The sequence below is a fragment of the Polynucleobacter sp. MWH-UH23A genome (genome assembly GCF_040409805.1).
GTDB lineage: Bacteria > Pseudomonadota > Gammaproteobacteria > Burkholderiales > Burkholderiaceae > Polynucleobacter.
In genome coordinates, this window is sequence record NZ_CP099572.1 from 1777029 (window position 1) to 1795202 (window position 18174).

Genomic DNA, 18174 nt, shown 5'->3' on the forward strand with positions numbered 1-18174 from the left:
GAGTTAACTAAAGAAACTCTTTACGCCATCAAACCAGCCCTTTTGCTGTGGGCTATGTTTATCACCGGCCGACTTTAGGCTCTCATCAAACTGTTTGAGCAATTTCTTTTGATCCTCAGTCAATTTAACTGGGGTTTCAACCACTACGTGAACAAATAGATCTCCGACTAGTGTCGAACGCAAGCCTTTAATACCCTTGTTACGCAAACGGAATGTTTTACCTGTCTGCGTTCCCTCTGGAATAGGGAACTCAACACGACCAGAGAGAGTTGGCACCTCAATCTCGCCACCTATAGTAGCCGTTGCGAAAGAGATCGGCATTTGCACATGCAAATCACTGCCATCGCGCTCAAATACCTTGTGTGGCTTAACGCGCACTTCTACATATAAATCACCGGCGGGGCCGCCATTAATTCCAGGCTCGCCATTGCCAACGGAGCGCACGCGCATTCCATCATCAATACCTGCGGGAATTTTGATCTCGAGTGTTTTCTGTTCTTTATGTTTTCCAGAACCATGACAGGTTTTGCAAGGCTTCGGAATGTACTCGCCAGTTCCACGGCACTTTGGACAAGTTTGCTGCATTGAAAAAAATCCCTGCTGCACTCGCACTTGACCATGACCATCGCATGTAGAGCATTTTTCTGCTTTCGTGCCAGGCTCAGCGCCTGTTCCATGACAAGGCTTGCAATCACTCCAACTCGGCACACGAATCTGCGTGGTATACCCTTCAGCAGCCTGCTCAAGAGTAATGTCCATGTTGTAACGAAGATCCGCGCCTTTATAAACCTGTGGTCCCGAATGACGACCGCCGCCTTGACCAAAGATATCCCCAAAGATATCGCCAAAGGCATCAGCAAATCCTCCGCCGCCAAATCCACCACCAAAACCACCACCCATTGATGGGTCTACACCAGCATGACCATACTGGTCATAAGCAGCGCGCTTGTTGGGGTCAGATAAAGTTTCATAAGCCTCTTTCGCTTCTTTAAATTGCGCTTCAGCAGTTTTACTGTCTGGATTACGATCGGGGTGATATTTCATTGCCAGCTTGCGATAAGCTTTTTTCAGCTCATCATCACTAGCGCCCTTCGCTACACCAAGCACTTCATAAAAATCGCGTTTACTTTTAGGCACGGCCTATTCCTCTCCACTTCCCAACTACCTGAATGGCACAAGTCGGCGCTAGGCCGACTTGTTGTTTAAGCACTTCAAAACTTCGTTAAAAATAGTTTTTGACTAAATTATTTCTTGTCATCAACCTCTTTAAAGTCAGCATCGACAACATCAGCATCCGGTGCTGCACCAGGTGCTGAGCTACCAGGAGCCGCACCTGCAGCGCCAGCACCAGCTTTAGCCTGTTCAGCCGCCATCACCTTCTCGCCAAGCTTCTGACTTGCTTTACCCAATGCCTCGGTCTTAGCCTCAATGATCGCCTTGTCGCTACCTTTGATAGCCTCATCCAATTCTTTGAGTGCAGCCTCAATCGCCTCTTTCTCGGAAGCTTCTAAGCTAGCGCCATGCTCTTCCAAAGCTTTCTTGGTTGAGTGGGCCAATGCATCCGCTGTATTGCGTGCAGTTACCAACTCGAGCGCTTTCTTATCTTCTGCAGCATTTGCTTCAGCATCCTTAACCATGCGCTGGATCTCTTCTTCTGTCAAACCAGAGTTTGCTTTGATAGTGATCTTGTTCTCTTTGCCAGTATTTTTGTCTTTTGCAGTTACATGCAAAATACCGTTGGCATCGATATCAAAAGTCACTTCAATTTGTGGCAAACCACGTGGTGCTGGTGCGATACCTTCTAAATTAAATTCGCCAAGCAATTTATTGGCGGAAGCCATCTCACGCTCACCTTGGTAGCACTTAATGGTTACCGCAGGCTGATTATCCTCAGCGGTTGAGTACACCTGTGAATGCTTGGTAGGAATTGTGGTGTTCTTTGGAATCATCTTGGTCATGACGCCACCAAGAGTCTCGATACCCAATGACAATGGGGTAACGTCTAAGAGCAATACGTCCTTACGGTCGCCAGACAATACAGAGCCTTGAATTGCGGCGCCAACTGCAACTGCCTCATCAGGGTTTACGTCTTTGCGTGGCTCTTTACCAAAGATTTCTTTCACTTTGTCTTGAACCGCAGGCATACGTGTCTGACCACCGACCAAAATCACGTCATCAATATCAGAAACACTCACACCAGCATCTTTAATCGCAGTTAAGCATGGGCCCGCTGTGCGCTTAATTAATTCCTCAACCAAAGACTCTAACTTGGCACGAGTGAGCTTCAAGTTCAAGTGCTTAGGACCGCTAGCATCAGCTGTCACATATGGCAAATTGATTTCAGTTTGTTGAGCGGAGGATAATTCGATCTTGGCTTTTTCAGCAGCGTCTTTCAAACGTTGCAATGCCAATACATCTTTGCTCAAATCGACGCCTTGCTCTTTCTTGAACTCAGCAATGATCCAATCAATAATGCGTTGGTCGAAGTCTTCGCCACCCAAGAAAGTGTCGCCATTTGTTGAGAGCACTTCAAACTGCTTCTCGCCATCCACGTTTGCGATTTCAATGATGGATACGTCAAATGTGCCGCCACCCAAGTCATAAACGGCGATCTTACGATCAGCCTTGTCTTGTTTGTCTAGGCCAAATGCTAATGCAGCTGCGGTAGGCTCGTTAATGATGCGTTTTACATCTAAACCGGCAATACGGCCAGCATCTTTAGTTGCTTGACGTTGACTATCGTTAAAGTAAGCGGGAACTGTAATCACAGCCTCGGTCACTTCTTCACCAAGGTAATCCTCGGCAGTCTTTTTCATCTTGCGCAAGATTTCAGCGGACACTTGTTGTGGCGCCATTTTCTTATCACGTGCTTCAACCCAAGCATCGCCATTGTCAGCTTGAACGATTGCGTATGGCATCAGACTGATATCTTTCTGCACTTCAGGGTCAGTAAATTTACGGCCCATCAAACGCTTCACAGCGTAAATAGTGTTTTTAGGATTAGTTACTGATTGACGTTTTGCTGGAGCACCAACCAATACCTCACCATCCTCAACATAAGCGATGATGGATGGAGTAGTGCGAGCGCCTTCTGCATTCTCAATGACTTTAGGCGCATTGTTTTCAACGACTGAAACACATGAGTTTGTGGTTCCTAAGTCGATTCCGATAATCTTTCCCATAATGGCTCCAAAAATTAAAATTGCTTCGTAGTACTTCTAGGTTGTTTTTAGTGGCAACTCGCTGAACTACCGTGAATTGCCGCGAATATTCCAATACCCCATAGATGGGGTTGATTCACCTGAATTCAAGGGCTGAAATAGCAAAAAAGGCAGAAATCTGCCTTTTTTATGTATTTTTTAAGGTTTTTTCCTTATTTTGGGGCGCTTACTGTCACCAATGCTGGTCTTAAAACCCGGTCAGCTACGGTATAGCCCCGCTGCAACACAGAAACCACGGTATTAGGCTCCTGCTCTGACGGGACCGAAGCGATTGCCTGATGATGATGTGGATCAAACTTGTCCCCCACTGCAGGGTTAATTTCTGTCATCTTGCCTTTTTCAAAGGCAGACAAGAGTTGCTTGAGCGTAATCTCCAAACCCTCTTTAAATGCTTTTGCATCAACCGCATCGGTGTTGAGAGCAGCATACAAGCTATCAGTAACTGGTACTAAATGCTCAGCAAAGCTCTCAATAGCGAATTTATGGGCTTTAGCGACATCCTCAACAGCACGGCGACGAATGTTCTCACCTTCTGCTTTGGCGCGCAAAAAGTTATCTTGCAAATCCGCAATTTTTTGATTGAGCTCTGCAATCTCTTGCTCAGGAGTTTTCGCTACAGGCGTATCAGTAGGCGCTGGATTTTCAGCGCCAGATGGAACTGCAGAATTTTCTTGCTCAGCAGACGGATTTGGGGTTTCTTGTGTCATGGACGGAAATTCACTTTTCTATATTGAATGCAATTGCTTTGATATGTGGGGTCAGTTTATTCAATTTCAAGACTGATTCTTGACGAACTCAGCTCGCTCATGACGTTTTGCTAGCTCATCAGGAGATTCGGAGCCCAATGACCACCCAAGTAAATGCGTATACGCAATATCACTCAAAGCCTCAATCCACTTAGGGTTGCTGTTCAAGCAGGGAATATATCGATAGTCTTTACCACCACGCTCTAAGAACGACTCTCTCGCTTCCATGCCGATTTCTTCCAGGGTCTCTAAGCAGTCTGCCGGGAAGCCTGGGCAAAATACATCGACTCTCTGACAACCTTCTTTGGCTAATTTTTCTAATGTAGGGGCGGTATAGGGTTTTAACCACTCTGCTTTTCCAAAACGTGATTGGAATGTAACGATGTATTGATTGGGGTCTAGACCTAGAGCCTCTCCAAGTAGTCGACCTGTCTTAAGACATTCACAATGATAGGGATCCCCTTTCATCAAATTGCGTTTGGGCAGTCCATGAAAGGACATGACCAATCGATCGCCTCTTGCAAAATCTGGGCGTCCATCTTTATCCCAAGCACTTAATACTTGATCGCGCAAAGCAGAAATATAAGCGGGATTATCGTGATAATGCTTAACCAAACGCAGCTCTGGTTGATTGCGCCAAGTACCTAGTACTCGAAATACTTCATCAAAGCTGGATGCAGTCGTAGTGGCGGAATACTGAGGATACAAAGGCAATAGCAATAAACGCTCCATACCTTCTGCCTTCAGGTTCTCAAGTACCTCTTGAGTTGATGGCTTGCCATAGCGCATTGCTAAATCCACCAAAACGGTGTGGCCTTCATTAGCAAATCTTTCTTGGAGCTCTTTTGCTTGCAAACGTGAGTAATGCATCAATGGAGAACCTAATTGAGGTAGCCAAATCGATGCGTATTTCTTTGCGGATGCACTACTGCGGATTGGCAAAATGACGCTATTCAAAATGAACCACCAAATGAAACGCGGAATTTCAACAACGCGTGGATCAGAAAGAAATTCTTTTAAGTACGCCCTAACTGCTTTTGGTGTTGGTGCAGAAGGCGTTCCAAGATTCAAGAGCAATACTGCTGTTTTACTTTGGCGCAAATGAGGATTTTGATTCAAGATAATTTTCTCTAATAACTATGAACGATGAACAACTGTGAGAACTCGAGTCTCAAGAACTCAAAGCGCCTGATAATAATTTAGAAGTAATGTCCACAATTGGAATCACTCTGTCGTAAGCCATGCGGGTGGGGCCAATAACGCCTAAGGTACCTACGACTTGGCCATCTACGCTGTAAGGGGCACTAATCACCGCCAAATCTTCATAAGGCAAGAGATCGCTCTCGCCACCAATAAAAATCTGTATACCGTCAGCATGACTCGATATATCTAATAATTGCATGAGTACAGACTTTTGCTCAAGCATGTCGAACATCTTGCGCAATTTATCAAGATTAGAACTGAGATCACCGACATTCAATAAACGACGCTCTCCAGAAAGCAACATATCGCCCCGACTCATATCGTAATCTGCTACACCGCTTTGTAATGCCAATGCCATCAACCCAGAAATATCTGCACGCAAACTATCTAAGTCTGATCGTAGGTGTTGACGTACCTGCTCAAAACTTTTTCCAGCAAACTGTGTATTAATGTAATTACCTGCTTCAATCAGCTGGCTTGGCGTGTAGTCTTGATTAGTCGGCAGAATGCGATTCTGCACATCACCTTCTGGCGTCACCATAATGAGCAAAATTTTGCCCTCGCCCAAACGTAAGAACTCAATATGCTTAAACACTTGAGCTCGCTTTGGGGTCATCACCACTCCAGCAAAATGAGTGAGATTCGATAATATTTGTGCCGCTGAGTTCAATACGCGCTGCGGAGAATCTGGCAGGAGGCCCTTCTCCACCTCTTTTGCTGCCATCTCTTCCAATGGACGCACTGTGACCATCGTGTCTACAAAGAGTCGATATCCCCTAGGGGTAGGTATTCGACCGGCGGAAGTATGCGGACTAGTTACTAGGCCCATATCCTCTAAATCGGCCATAACATTGCGAATAGTCGCCGCTGAGAGGTCTAATCCCGAAAATCGGGATAGCGTACGAGAGCCAATAGGCTGACCCTCCTCGATATATCGCTCGATGAGGGTTTTTAGTAAGGCGCGGGAACGTTCATCCATGGTGGAAGGGATTTTATGCCTATGGTTTAATCATCATATGTTAAGCCCATCCCCAAATTCTTCCAAGAAGGTCTTCAGCCGAGTTGCCCTTGTGGGCAAATTTCAGGCGGATGGCATCGATGAACACCTTCGGGAATTAGCCAAACTGGTCAGCGGATTGGGCTGCGAGGTCTTTATAGAAGCCTCTACTGCCACCCAATTGAATCTAAAAGATTACCCGATCAAAGCTGCCGAAGATTTTGCGGGGACCATTGATTTAGTCGTTGTTTTAGGTGGTGATGGCACGATGCTTGGAATTGCCCGCCAAATAGCTGGCAGCCAAGTACCACTTGTGGGAATCAATATGGGGCGCTTGGGCTACATGACCGATATCCCATTTCAATCAGTCCAGGACACCTTACCCAAAATTATTGCGGGAGAGTATGAGGCGGATACACGCACACTACTTGATGCAGTTGTGATTCGCGCTAACAAAGAAATTAACCATGCTTTGGCACTCAACGATGTTGTTGTAAATCGCTCTGGTATTTCTGGCATGGTGGAATTGGCTGTTCATGTCAATGGCTCATTCATGTATAACCAAAGATCCGACGGCCTCATTGTTTCTACACCAACTGGCTCAACCGCATACGCACTCTCTGCTGGCGGACCAATATTGCATCCTCATGTTGCAGGCATATTGCTCGCCCCAATTGCGCCTCACTCCCTTTCTAATCGCCCAATAGTGCTACCCCAAGATAGCGTCACCATCATTGAAGTCATCAACGGGCTTGGCGTGATTGTCAATTTCGACATGCAATCACAGACCAACTTGCAAAGCGGTGACAAAGTTGAAGTGCGTCAGTCTAAAAAGACAATTACCTTCTTACACCCTCGCAGTCATAGTGACTACAAAACATTACGCGAGAAACTTCACTGGAATGAATACCCATCGACTTTTTAATGTTGGGTTTCTTGCTACGCTAATACATGCTTCAAACCATCTCCCTTCGTGACTTTGTCATTGTTGATCAACTTGAACTCGACTTTGCTAGCGGCTTCACTGTACTAACAGGCGAAACGGGTGCCGGTAAATCTATTTTGCTAGACGCTTTAGGCCTTGTTCTTGGTGAACGAGCCGACAGCAGCCAAATTCGAGAAGGTAGTAATCGCACAGAAATTACCGCCACCTTCAGAGTGGAACCTGAACTAGTTAAATCATTTGGACAATGGCTTGATGAGCAAGGATTTCCAAGTGAGGATGATGGTCAAACTCTTTTGCTCAAAAGAACGGTAGAGTCCAATGGACGTAGCCGCGCTTTTATTAATGGCAGTGTTGCCACACTAACGCAATTACGTGAAGCTGGCGATCAATTGGTCGATATCCATGGGCAACATGCTCATCAATTACTTCTTAAGAGTGGCGCCCAAAGAGAACTGCTTGACCGCCATGCTGGTTTATTGCAACTTGCCTCCGATGTTGCGCAAGCTTACAAAACACTCAGCGATTCTCGTCGACGTTTAACGCAAGCTGAGAACGCAGGACAAGACATTGAACGTGAACGTGAAAGACTGGAGTGGCAACTAGAAGAGCTAACCGAACTTTCTCCGCAAGAGGGTGAGTGGGCACTCATTCAATCAGAGCATGCACGATTAGCTAACGGCGCTAAATTAATTGGCGGTTGCCAAGAGGCTATAGAAATCTTGAGCGACGCCGATAACTCACTAGAGTCCTCACTATCCAAAGTGTGCAACAACATCAGCGCTTTAGCTGAACATGATGTTTCATTACAAGCCATCAGCGAATCCCTAGAGAGTGCTCATATTCAATTAGACGAAGCAATTCATGGCTTAAATCGATATTTACAGAAAATTGATTTAGATCCTGCCCGTCTTGAGCAAGTAGAAGAGCGAATGCAAGCATTGCATGGTGCCGCTAAAAAATATCGAGCCGATGTAGAAGGGTTACCACAGCTTCTATTAGAGACCACAGATCGCTTAGATGCGCTGACTGCCTCACAAAATATCGAAGCCCTGAGAGAAAAAGTAAAACAAGATGAAGCGGCTTACTTAAAGCAAGCAAAACAACTTTCTGAGAAACGCAATAAAGCCGCTATCGATCTTGGCAACCAAGTAACGAATGCAATGCAGGATTTATCGATGGCAGGTGGTCGTTTAGAAATCGCTCTAAGCCCACTTCAAGAGGGCAGCTCACATGGTCTTGAACAGGTTGAATTTTTAGTAGCTGGTCATGCGGGCAGCACTCCAAGATCATTGGCCAAAGTAGCCTCCGGTGGCGAGCTTGCTCGAATCAGCCTTGCGATTAGCGTCATCACCAGCAAAGCCTCATTTACTCCAACACTGATATTCGATGAAGTTGATGCTGGCATTGGTGGAGCAGTAGCCGAAACTGTCGGCAAACTATTGCATCAGTTGGGTCAATCCCATCAAATTTTGTGCGTCACCCATTTACCTCAAGTTGCAGCACAAGGTAACCATCATCTGAAAGTTAGCAAATCTCAGACTGGAGATAAAACAGTTTCACAAGTTCAAGCACTTGGAAGATCGGAACGCGTCGAAGAAATTGCCAGAATGCTCGGCGGCGCTACGATTACTGATACAACCCGCCGTCATGCACGCGAGCTACTAGAGCAACATTAAGTAGCCTCTATATTGGAGGAGGTCTTAAAGATTTCCTTCCACAGTAATGTGACGCTATCGCGCGCAGCAATCAGATCTGGCTCATCATTCAATTGAATGCGGGTTTTATCCGCACCATCCAAGCGCAAACGATGCTGTCTTGCCCTTAACAAGCGATAGGCATCACCAACTGCTTTAGCGATATCCGCCTGAATCAATCCGACTTCGGCAGCAATTCGTAATAAAGCAATATTGCCTAGATTGCCAATCAACTGTGGATGTTGATGTGAATACGCCAACACTAAAAACTGCACGATAAATTCAATATCAACCATGCCACCAGCGTCATGCTTTAAGTCAAAATCAGGTGTCGGATTGGGATGTCCTTCATGGACTTTACGTCGCATATCGACAATTTCATTGCGAAGATGATCAACGTTACGCTGTTGACTCAAAACTTCACTACGAATTAGATCAAACTCGCCACCCACCAAGGTATTACCTGCGGCAAAACGGGCACGAGTAAGGGCTTGATGCTCCCAAACCCATGCGGCATTATCACCCTCACGCATTTGATACTTTTTAAAGGCATCTACATTGGTCACCAAGAAACCTGCGGAGCCATTTGGACGTAGACGGGTGTCGATTTCAAATAGGCTGCCAGTGGAAGTAAAGGCGGTTAACCAATTGATCATGCGCTTGGCAAGCAAGGCATATATTTCTTGGGCATCATAATCATTTTCTGCGGCTTGATACAAAAAGACTAAATCTAGATCCGAAGCATAACCAAGCTCCTTACCACCGAGCTTTCCATAGGCAATGATGGCAAATGTCGGGATTGCTGTCTCTGATAAGCCAAATTTTTTCGCAACCATTGACCATGCACGTTCAAAAGTAGCCTGCAGAATTAAGTCCGCAAGTGCAGACAAGTGATCACTTACCTTTTCTACCGAAAGAGCACGCTCAACACCAATACCTAAATCTGCTAAAAGCGTAATAAATGTTTCGGTGTGATGAGTTACACGTAATATATCCATCGCCTGTTCTGAACCATCACCTTCGGCCATCACGTCATCTAAGCGCATATCCAGATGCGCCTTCACTTCTCGCCAATAATCTTCCGGGTGATTGATTAATGCTCGCTCCATATGCGAATTGAGTAAATAATCAAGCAAGTGTGGATGAGAGATAAGGTACTGCGCACCCCATTGAGATGATTGAAGTAAAGCTAGAACATTTGAGAGTGCGCCTGGGTACTCAGCCAATATTGATAAATAGGCGCTTCTTCTCGCAATGGCCTCAAGCAAATCAAAAAAACGGGACAAAGTCTGATCAGCATCGCCCGAATTACCCATTTCCCCTAACAATATAGTAGAAGCGCTGCGTACCAAGTTGTCGAATATCAAACGACTTTTCTCAGGCAACTGTTTTGCTTTAGCGCTTCCGATCCAAGCATTCCAACGAGCCAATGATTTTGGAAACACTTGTGCATCCGGTAACCAGCTCTCCTCTAGTGGCGCTAGGTCGAGTCGCGTCTCATCATCCAATAAAAATGCTTTTTCAAATAAGCGAGCCACATTGTTTTGGTGTTTTTGCAATTCAGCTAGAAAGCTGACTTCATCTTCAAAGCCCATTGAGCTAGCTAAGCGAGTACGGGCATCAGCTTCATCAGGCAAGTAATGCGTTTGCTGATCATCCCAAACTTGAATACGGTGCTCTAAGCGTCTTAAAAATACATAAGCCGTTTCAAGTTGCGCGATATCATCCGCGGGCAAGATGCCGCGCTGGAGAATCAAATCCAAAACTTGCAAAGTGGGGCGCACTCGGAATCGGGGGTCTGTACCACCCCGCATGAGCTGGAACATTTGCGCCAAGAATTCGATTTCACGAATTCCGCCACGCCCCAATTTAATATCATGCGAGCGCCCTTGATGCCCTGATGAACGCTTCTCTGCCTCTCGCTGAATTTGCGCATGTAAATCACGAATAGATGCTATGACCCCATAATCCAAATGCCTGCGATAGACAAATGGGCGAATTAACTGCTCCAGACCTTTTTCGCAATAGGCATAATCTTTGCTGCCTTGCGGCGGTGCAATTAATCTGCCTTTGATCCAGGCATAACGCTCCCACTCCCTGCCCTGCACTAACAAATACTCTTCCAACATATCGAGACTACATACCAATGGGCCTGAATCACCGTTCGGTCGCAACCGCATATCTACCCGAAATACAAAACCATTAGCATCATGCTCTGATAGAAGCTTGATCAAACGCTTCCCCATGCGGGTAAACCACTCATGATTCGACAAACTCTTAGGCCCATCTCGCGTCTCACCCTCATGCTCATACAAAAATATCAAATCAATGTCAGACGAGAGATTTAGCTCGAGTCCTCCTAACTTTCCCATTCCCACAACCATCAATGGCATTTCAGAATCAGTGGAGTCACTCCAAGGCACACCAAAGCGTTCCTGCAAATCCCGGCGAATAAATGTCAATGCATGATTCACTGCCAATTCAGCAAAATGGCTCAGGCTATGCGTGACCTCTTTTAGATCTGCCAAGCCATTAAGGTCACGGAAGGCCAGCCATAGCATTAATCGCTGACGGGCTAAACGCAAATCTGCCATAAACCGTGACTCATCTTGGTCCGCCGTATCTTGCCCCACTTCAAGACCATCCATCTTGCTTGACTCGATGAGTTTCTGGATTCCTTCTGAAGTAATTTTCTGAGGCCCATGAGACTGCAACCAGTCCCGCCACTCAGGTTTGGCGCTGAGCCAGCGGCGGGCGTAATTTGAGTGTTGCTCTAAAAACGCAATTTGTTTTGAAAAAGCATCCATTCCATCATCTTAATCCCGACCAAAGAGAACTCCATAGAAGCTTGGCGATGAGGCAAAGGCTGACGGATAATAGAACCCATGCCGCAAAATTTATTACCACCCCGCCTAATAGGCCTATTGGCAAAAGGCTTTCAGGATTTGAGTAAAAATTGGCATAAACGCGCCTTGATTTTGGCTGCCACCCTAGCAGCACTATTTGTACTGGGTCATCTAACGGTCAGATTTGTGGTTTGGCCACAAATTGAAAAATCCAAGTCTTCTGTTGAAAAACTCATTGGCGCTCGGGTCGGGGTCAATGTCTCTATAGATGATTTGCGTGTTTCATGGACAGGTATTAGGCCTGTTTTTGAAATTGATGGACTGCGCTTTACCGTTCCCGAACAAACAAAACCAACTCTTTCGATTAAAAAAATCTATGGCCAACTAAGTTGGAAATCTTTCTACCATTTGCTGCCTTATTTTCATGAAATCCATTTTGAAGGTGCCGAGATTGATTTCCAACGAAATACCAAAGGTGTCATTACGATTGCTGGCATCACGATTGATAGCGGCTCAAGCGACTATTCAGCTCAGAACTGGTTATTCTCGCAAGATTTGATCGAAGCAAAACAGGTCAAACTCAATTGGGATGATAAGCTCAATCAAAAATCATCAACCCTGATCGAAGTTCAAGATCTTTCCTTAACGAATGGCATTCGTCAACATACTGGTTCTATCATGGTTAGCACACCATGGAATCAAGGCCCTGCAGAAATAAAAGTAAATTTTGCGCATCATCTTGGTGGAGAGAGGGGTGATTGGCATAATTGGATTGGCAATGTTTCCTGGGACTTCAATAACCTCGATCTCAAAAAAATCGCTGATGAATTTCAACTCAAGTTAAGTGCCCTAGAAGGTATATTGAGTTCAAGAGGAAATTTAAAGATTGATAACGCCAACCCCGATGGTGGTGAATTCTTTGTTGCCGTTGATAATTTAGTAGTGCAAGCCTCAAAAAGTGAAGATGCTATTGCACTGGGAAGATTAGAAACCAAGCTCTCCCAAGAAACTACTGATGGCATGATTGCCATCACCACCAAAACATTTGCTTGGCGAGAGATGGGGAGTTCAAAATCTGCGCCATTAGACTATCTTAGTCCCATGACATTCCGCTGGCGACCGCCTGGTGCCGACGGAGAGATCAAAGAATTTGGTTTTTCATCGCCCAAAATTTCCGTAGAAGATGTTGCCTTATTTGCATTAAATCTTCCACTCTCTAAAAAAGTGCATCAATGGATCAAAGCATCTCAAGCTGAAGGTGATCTTGAGGATGTCGATATTCAATGGGCAGAAAGTAAGTCTCCTTTGTCCGCACTCAATATTCCTGGTGGCTGGTTTAAGTCCAACAAGCTCGATTTCAACGTCAGCGCAAAACTCATTAATTTAAGTTTTGTTGGCATCAATAAATCCATACCCTCTGTTTCAAATTTATCTGGTTTTGTTACCAGCAACCAAAAAGAAGGAAGCTTTTCTGTTGACTCACAAAATCTGGACTTGGAAGTTTATGACTTTTTGGACAACCCCAAAATTCAACTAGACCGAGCCACTGGACAAGTCAGCTGGTCCAAGCAGAGAGGCAATTGGGTCATTTCCACCAAAAAACTCACACTTAGCAATCCAGAAATTAGCACTAACCTCAGTCTCAATTACAAAATAGGTAATGGCAAAGAGCCTGACTTTATGACGCTAGATATGGACTTTGATCAAGCCAATCTCAAAACGGCATATCGCTACCTCCCCGTGGGAATGGGGAAAGATGTGAGAACTTATCTCAGCAAAGCTTTTGATGCTGGCCTCATTCGAAAAGGGCAATTGCATATTAAGGGCGACCCGAATCAAGCTCCCTTTCCAGACAAGCAGCAGGGTGAGCTCACTTTAAATCTTCCAATTATTGGCGCATCTTTTAGTCCAGCGCCATTGCTACCAAGCAATCAGGGGGCATGGTCAACCTTCACGGGCGTCAATGGCAAGATCACCATGAACAACGCCTACTTTGCAGTTGATATTGCAAAAGCAAATTACAAACAAGTGAGCCTAGATGACTTCCATGCTGAGATTCCGAATGTCAGCGCAAATCAATTAATACTATCGGTTAACGGAAACGCAAAAGGCGATGCACCTCAGCTACTTGAATACTTTTATCAATCACCTGCTGGCAAAAAAGGAGCTGGATTAGAGAAAAATTTACGCGTCACTGGACCAATTAATTTCAATCTTGGTCTAAAAGTACCTCTATCAGGCTCCGCTGATACGAATGTAGATTTGAAATTAAACCTACCGGGCAATCGTGCCCAGTGGGGAGATCTCCCCCCATTTGAAAACCTCAAAGGCGGCATCCGGATTACTGAAGTTCATCCAGAGTTTGAGAATGTCACAGCAATCTTTTTGGGAGGAGCCATCAATATCACCAGCACAGAAGAAAACAAAGATAAGCAACGCTTCAAAATTACTGGCGATATACAGTCCAAGTTTATGCAGGACTATTTTGCAAATTCCCCCAACCCAGAAGCGCAAGTATTTCTTAATAGCATGAGTGGCTCCATTAAATATGATGGGCTCATTGGCTTTAATAAAACAGGTAGTGATTCGAACTTGCAATTTGATCTTCGTAACTGGTCCATAAATGCACCAGCTCCAATCAAAAAGGTGAATGGCTCTACCATGACTGGACAGGTCAATATTAAAACCTCAAACGATATCAACAACACAAACCGTATCAGCTTGTCCGGAAAAATTGGCGAGCTCTACACTCTTGAAGGAGCGGTAAGTCGTGATGCTCAATTACGTTTTGGGCTTGGTATCGGTGGCGTAGCAACGCTCCCCCAACAAGGTTTTTCACTTAATATTGCAAGCAATGAACTCAATCTGGATGAGTGGCAACGTTTCTTGCAAACGAATAAAGTCGGCCGGACTCAAGAAAGCAAAACAATCTCCACCTCCAGCGCTAACAACGCCCAGATTACAGCGCAAGTAAAGAAACTGATACTCTTTGATCGCCCTTGGCAGGATGTCAATTTATCAGCAAACAATAAAAAGAGTGTGTGGGAGTTGCGTATTAACTCGCCCCAGGCTTCTGGACAAATTCAGTATCAAGAGGCACCAAAACCCGGCGCGAATGGCCTCATTAGCGGTCGCTTTACTAAATTAAAAATAGTTGATCAACCTACGCCTGCTGAGGCAACTACAAAACAAGCCTTACCTCCAAAGAAGGCATTAAGGCCTGAAGCCATACCAAGCCTGGACATCGTGATTGAGGATTTTTCTTGGTCAAAAGCCCAACTCGGTCAATTGAAAGTGAAATCAACCACCGTAGATAATGTCCTAAAGATTGATTCTATTCAGACGAATAACCCTCAAGGCAACTCTACGATCAGCGGTCAATGGACTGGGGCAACAAAAAATATTCCAGACCATAGCACTCTCAATATCGATATGGCCATTAAAGATGCTGGGCAAATTATTGCCCATTGGACGCCCCAAAAGTCAGTTGAAGGCGGGCAAGGCAAAGTTAGTGCCAATGTTCAGTGGGATGGCCCACCATTTGATCCTAAATATGAAACGCTAGTAGGCAAAGCTAGTCTGAACCTTGAAAAAGGTCGCCTACTAGAAGTGAACTCGAGCGGCGCTAAGTTGCTAGACGTGCTCAGCTTACAAAGCTTATTTCGATTTGCGACGCTTGACCTTAAAGGCAGCCTTGGCAATATCGTTACTAAAGGTACACCCTTTAATACCATTAATGGTAACTTTGATATCAACAATGGCATTGCCCAAACACAGCAATTTAATATGAATTTAGACCAAGCCAATATGGTGATGAGTGGTCAAATCAATATTCCAAAACAAACACAAGATCTTCGTATTACTATCTTCCCAACAATTGATGCGACAGCTGGTTCACTAGCGGCATTTGCGATTAATCCGATCGTTGGATTAGGTGCGTTGGTTGGTCAGTATCTTCTAACCAGTCAGATTAATCGCGGTCTGCAATCTGATTACCTAATTCAGGGATCGTGGGATGACCCAGAAGTGATTCCGTTGGATCAAAAAGGTCAGCCGATTGACTCCAACACTTTAAAAACGATTCGGAGTAAAAATTTACTCATCGAACAAAATAAACCTAGCGCCAATGGCACTACCAACCCCATAAAATAAGTTTATCAACTCTAATGAGCACAACAGCCAAGCTAAAGATCGCATCTGTACAGATGGTTTCCACGCCAGATCTTGAGCAGAACTTAAGTACCGCCACCAGACTAATAAAAGAATCTGCCAACCAGGGGGCTCAATTAGTGGTATTGCCTGAATATTTCTGCATGATGGGCTTAAAAGATACCGATAAAGTACGCATTCGCGAACCCCTTGGTAGTGGTCTTATGCAAGATAAGCTTGCCAAAATAGCTCAAGAGAATCAAATTCATCTCGTTGCCGGCACCATTCCACTGGAAGCCAAGGATTCAAACAAAGTTTTAAATACGACTCTTGCTTTTGATCCGAATGGAAAACAAGTTAGTCGTTATGACAAGATTCATCTGTTTGGTTTTCAAACACCGAAAGAGCGATATCAAGAATCTGAAACTATAGAGGCCGGCAATACACCAGGACTCTTAAAAATACACGTGAATGATCAAGATTGGGTGTTTGGACTCAGTATTTGTTATGACATTCGCTTTCCCGAGCTGTATCGAGCCATGGGTACTGTTGATTGCCACATTATCCCTGCCGCATTTACCTACACAACAGGCCAAGCCCACTGGGACATACTATTGAGAGCTCGCGCTATTGAAAATCAAGCCTACGTCATTGCTTCGGCTCAAGGTGGCACCCACCTCAATCAGCGCAGAACTTGGGGGCATAGTATGCTGATCGATCCCTGGGGGACGGTTTTAGAAGAACTTCCAGAGGGTGAAGGCTTTATCACCGGGGTCTTAAGCAAAGAAAAACTAAACGAGGTACGCTCTCAGTTACCAGCACTTGCGCATCGCAAGCTTTAACTGACAATACAAAACATGAACGCGCCTCAAGCATTATTCCCTGCCAATTGGAACAAATCCAAAAGCCAAGCGGATCTTGTCAAGCTCGCAAAATCTATCTTGCTAGAACCCACAGGATTATCAGAGCAAGACTTGCATCGCACCTTTGGCAATATGTTTACCCATCGCTTAGATGATGCAGATATATATTTTCAACATACGCGTAGCGAGAGCTGGAGTCTTGAAGAAGGTATTGTTAAATCGGGTAGCTTTAATATTGATCAAGGTGTTGGGGTTCGATCGATTTATGGCGATAAAACTGCTTTTGCCTATTCCGATGAAATCAATCTAGAGGCGCTGAATAAGGCTGCCAAGGCAACTCGCGTCATTGGACCTGCTGGCGGCAAGCAAGCCTTCGCGAGCAAAATATTTAATCCGCTATCCAATAAGTTATATGCGGATTTAAATCCGCTGGATTCATTAAAACCCCAAGAAAAAATTGCATTATTAGAAAGTATTGAGCATCGCGCAAAGGCACGTGATCCACGAATTATTCAAGTAATGGCCAGTCTTGCAGGTGAATTTGATGTGGTGCTCGTAGCGAGAGCTGATGGCTTGCTAGCAGCTGATATTCGCCCCCTTGTACGCGTTTCAGTTCATGTCATCGCCGAACAAAATGGTCGCCGTGAATCTGGATCATCTGGCGGTGGCGCACGTCATGACTATCTTTACTTCGATGCAGACCTCATTAACCGCTATGTTGATGAGGCGGTAGATGGCGCACTAGTAAATCTAGAATCTCGCCCCGCGCCTGCTGGCCCCATGACAGTGGTAATGGGGCCCGGTTGGCCTGGCGTACTTCTACATGAAGCGGTTGGACATGGACTTGAAGGTGACTTTAATCGCAAAGGCTCATCTGCTTTTGCAGGACGCATAGGTCAACGAGTGGCTGCTAAAGGAGTGACTGTTGTTGATGACGGTACCCTATCTGGACGTAGAGGATCTCTCAATATTGATGATGAAGGTACGCCCACACAATGCACTACCTTAATTGAAGACGGCATCCTGAAGGGATATATTCAAGATAGTCTGAATGCGCGCCTCATGAAGATGCCACTTACTGGCAACGGTCGCCGCGAAAGTTTTGCCTCACTTCCAATGCCACGTATGACAAACACCTACATGCTGGCCGGAAAAGATGATCCCGAAGAAATTGTGGCGAGCATCAAACGTGGCTTATACGCAGTCAATTTTGGCGGCGGACAAGTCGACATCACCAGTGGCAAATTTGTTTTTTCAGCATCGGAAGCCTATTGGGTGGAGAACGGCAAAATTCAATATCCCGTAAAAGGCGCCACCATTATCGGCAGTGGCCCAGAGTCCCTAAAGCAGGTATCGATGATTGGGAACGACCTCAAGCTTGATGGCGGAGTTGGGGTATGTGGCAAAGAGGGGCAAAGCGTTCCAGTTGGGGTTGGACAGCCAACTTTGCGAATTGATAGCCTTACCGTCGGTGGAACTGCCTGATTTTGTTCTAAATACGGCTTAAAA

The 18174-nt window shown here is 45.3% G+C and carries 11 protein-coding genes; 5 read left to right on the forward strand and 6 right to left on the reverse strand.

Annotated features, from left to right (window positions below; genetic code table 11):
* Positions 1–3: 3 nt before the first annotated feature.
* The 5 genes from dnaJ to hrcA all read right to left on the reverse strand — a co-directional run bounded on the left by dnaJ (position 4) and on the right by hrcA (position 6149).
* On the reverse strand, positions 4–1137 hold the full coding sequence (gene dnaJ, locus NHB35_RS09300) for a molecular chaperone DnaJ (protein WP_353432083.1): 1134 nt from the start codon (positions 1135–1137) through the stop codon (positions 4–6).
* A 107-nt stretch (positions 1138–1244) separates the two neighbouring features.
* Complete coding sequence (gene dnaK / locus NHB35_RS09305) at positions 1245–3182, reverse strand: molecular chaperone DnaK (RefSeq protein ID WP_353432084.1); 1938 nt, start codon at positions 3180–3182, stop codon at positions 1245–1247.
* A gap of 191 nt (positions 3183–3373) precedes the next feature.
* Positions 3374–3928: a nucleotide exchange factor GrpE gene (grpE, locus tag NHB35_RS09310; RefSeq protein WP_353432085.1), complete on the reverse strand. Its 555-nt coding sequence runs from the start codon at positions 3926–3928 to the stop codon at positions 3374–3376.
* Between the two features lie 66 nt (positions 3929–3994).
* Positions 3995–5086 (reverse strand): ferrochelatase, encoded by a 1092-nt coding sequence (gene hemH, locus NHB35_RS09315; protein WP_353432086.1) that lies wholly within the window; start codon positions 5084–5086, stop codon positions 3995–3997.
* 52 nt (positions 5087–5138) lie between these two features.
* The gene (hrcA, locus tag NHB35_RS09320) at positions 5139–6149 is read right to left on the reverse strand and encodes a heat-inducible transcriptional repressor HrcA (protein ID WP_353432087.1); all 1011 of its coding nucleotides are present in this window, start codon (positions 6147–6149) and stop codon (positions 5139–5141) included.
* 37 nt (positions 6150–6186) lie between these two features.
* On the opposite strand from hrcA, the gene NHB35_RS09325 reads away from it, so the two are divergent.
* Entirely contained in the window at positions 6187–7092 is a 906-nt protein-coding gene (locus NHB35_RS09325; protein WP_353432088.1) for an NAD kinase, read from the forward strand.
* Between the two features lie 26 nt (positions 7093–7118).
* On the forward strand, positions 7119–8789 hold the full coding sequence (gene recN / locus NHB35_RS09330; protein WP_353432089.1) for a DNA repair protein RecN: 1671 nt from the start codon (positions 7119–7121) through the stop codon (positions 8787–8789).
* On the opposite strand, the gene glnE is transcribed toward recN, so the two are convergent.
* A complete protein-coding gene (gene glnE, locus NHB35_RS09335; protein ID WP_353432090.1) occupies positions 8786–11614 on the reverse strand; it encodes a bifunctional [glutamate--ammonia ligase]-adenylyl-L-tyrosine phosphorylase/[glutamate--ammonia-ligase] adenylyltransferase in 2829 nt (942 codons plus the stop codon). The genes recN and glnE overlap by 4 nt on opposite strands.
* A gap of 78 nt (positions 11615–11692) precedes the next feature.
* On the opposite strand from glnE, the gene NHB35_RS09340 reads away from it, so the two are divergent.
* Genes NHB35_RS09340 through tldD form a run of 3 tightly spaced genes read left to right on the forward strand, consistent with a single transcriptional unit; the run spans position 11693 to position 18150 of the window.
* The gene (locus tag NHB35_RS09340) at positions 11693–15805 is read left to right on the forward strand and encodes a YhdP family protein (protein ID WP_353432091.1); all 4113 of its coding nucleotides are present in this window, start codon (positions 11693–11695) and stop codon (positions 15803–15805) included.
* Between the two features lie 14 nt (positions 15806–15819).
* Positions 15820–16644 carry a carbon-nitrogen hydrolase family protein gene (locus NHB35_RS09345; RefSeq protein WP_353432092.1) on the forward strand — a complete coding sequence of 275 codons (825 nt, stop codon included), beginning with the start codon at positions 15820–15822 and terminating at the stop codon, positions 16642–16644.
* A 15-nt stretch (positions 16645–16659) separates the two neighbouring features.
* Positions 16660–18150, forward strand: a complete 1491-nt coding sequence (gene tldD, locus NHB35_RS09350) for a metalloprotease TldD (protein WP_353432093.1) — start codon at positions 16660–16662, stop codon at positions 18148–18150.
* Positions 18151–18174: the final 24 nt, after the last annotated feature.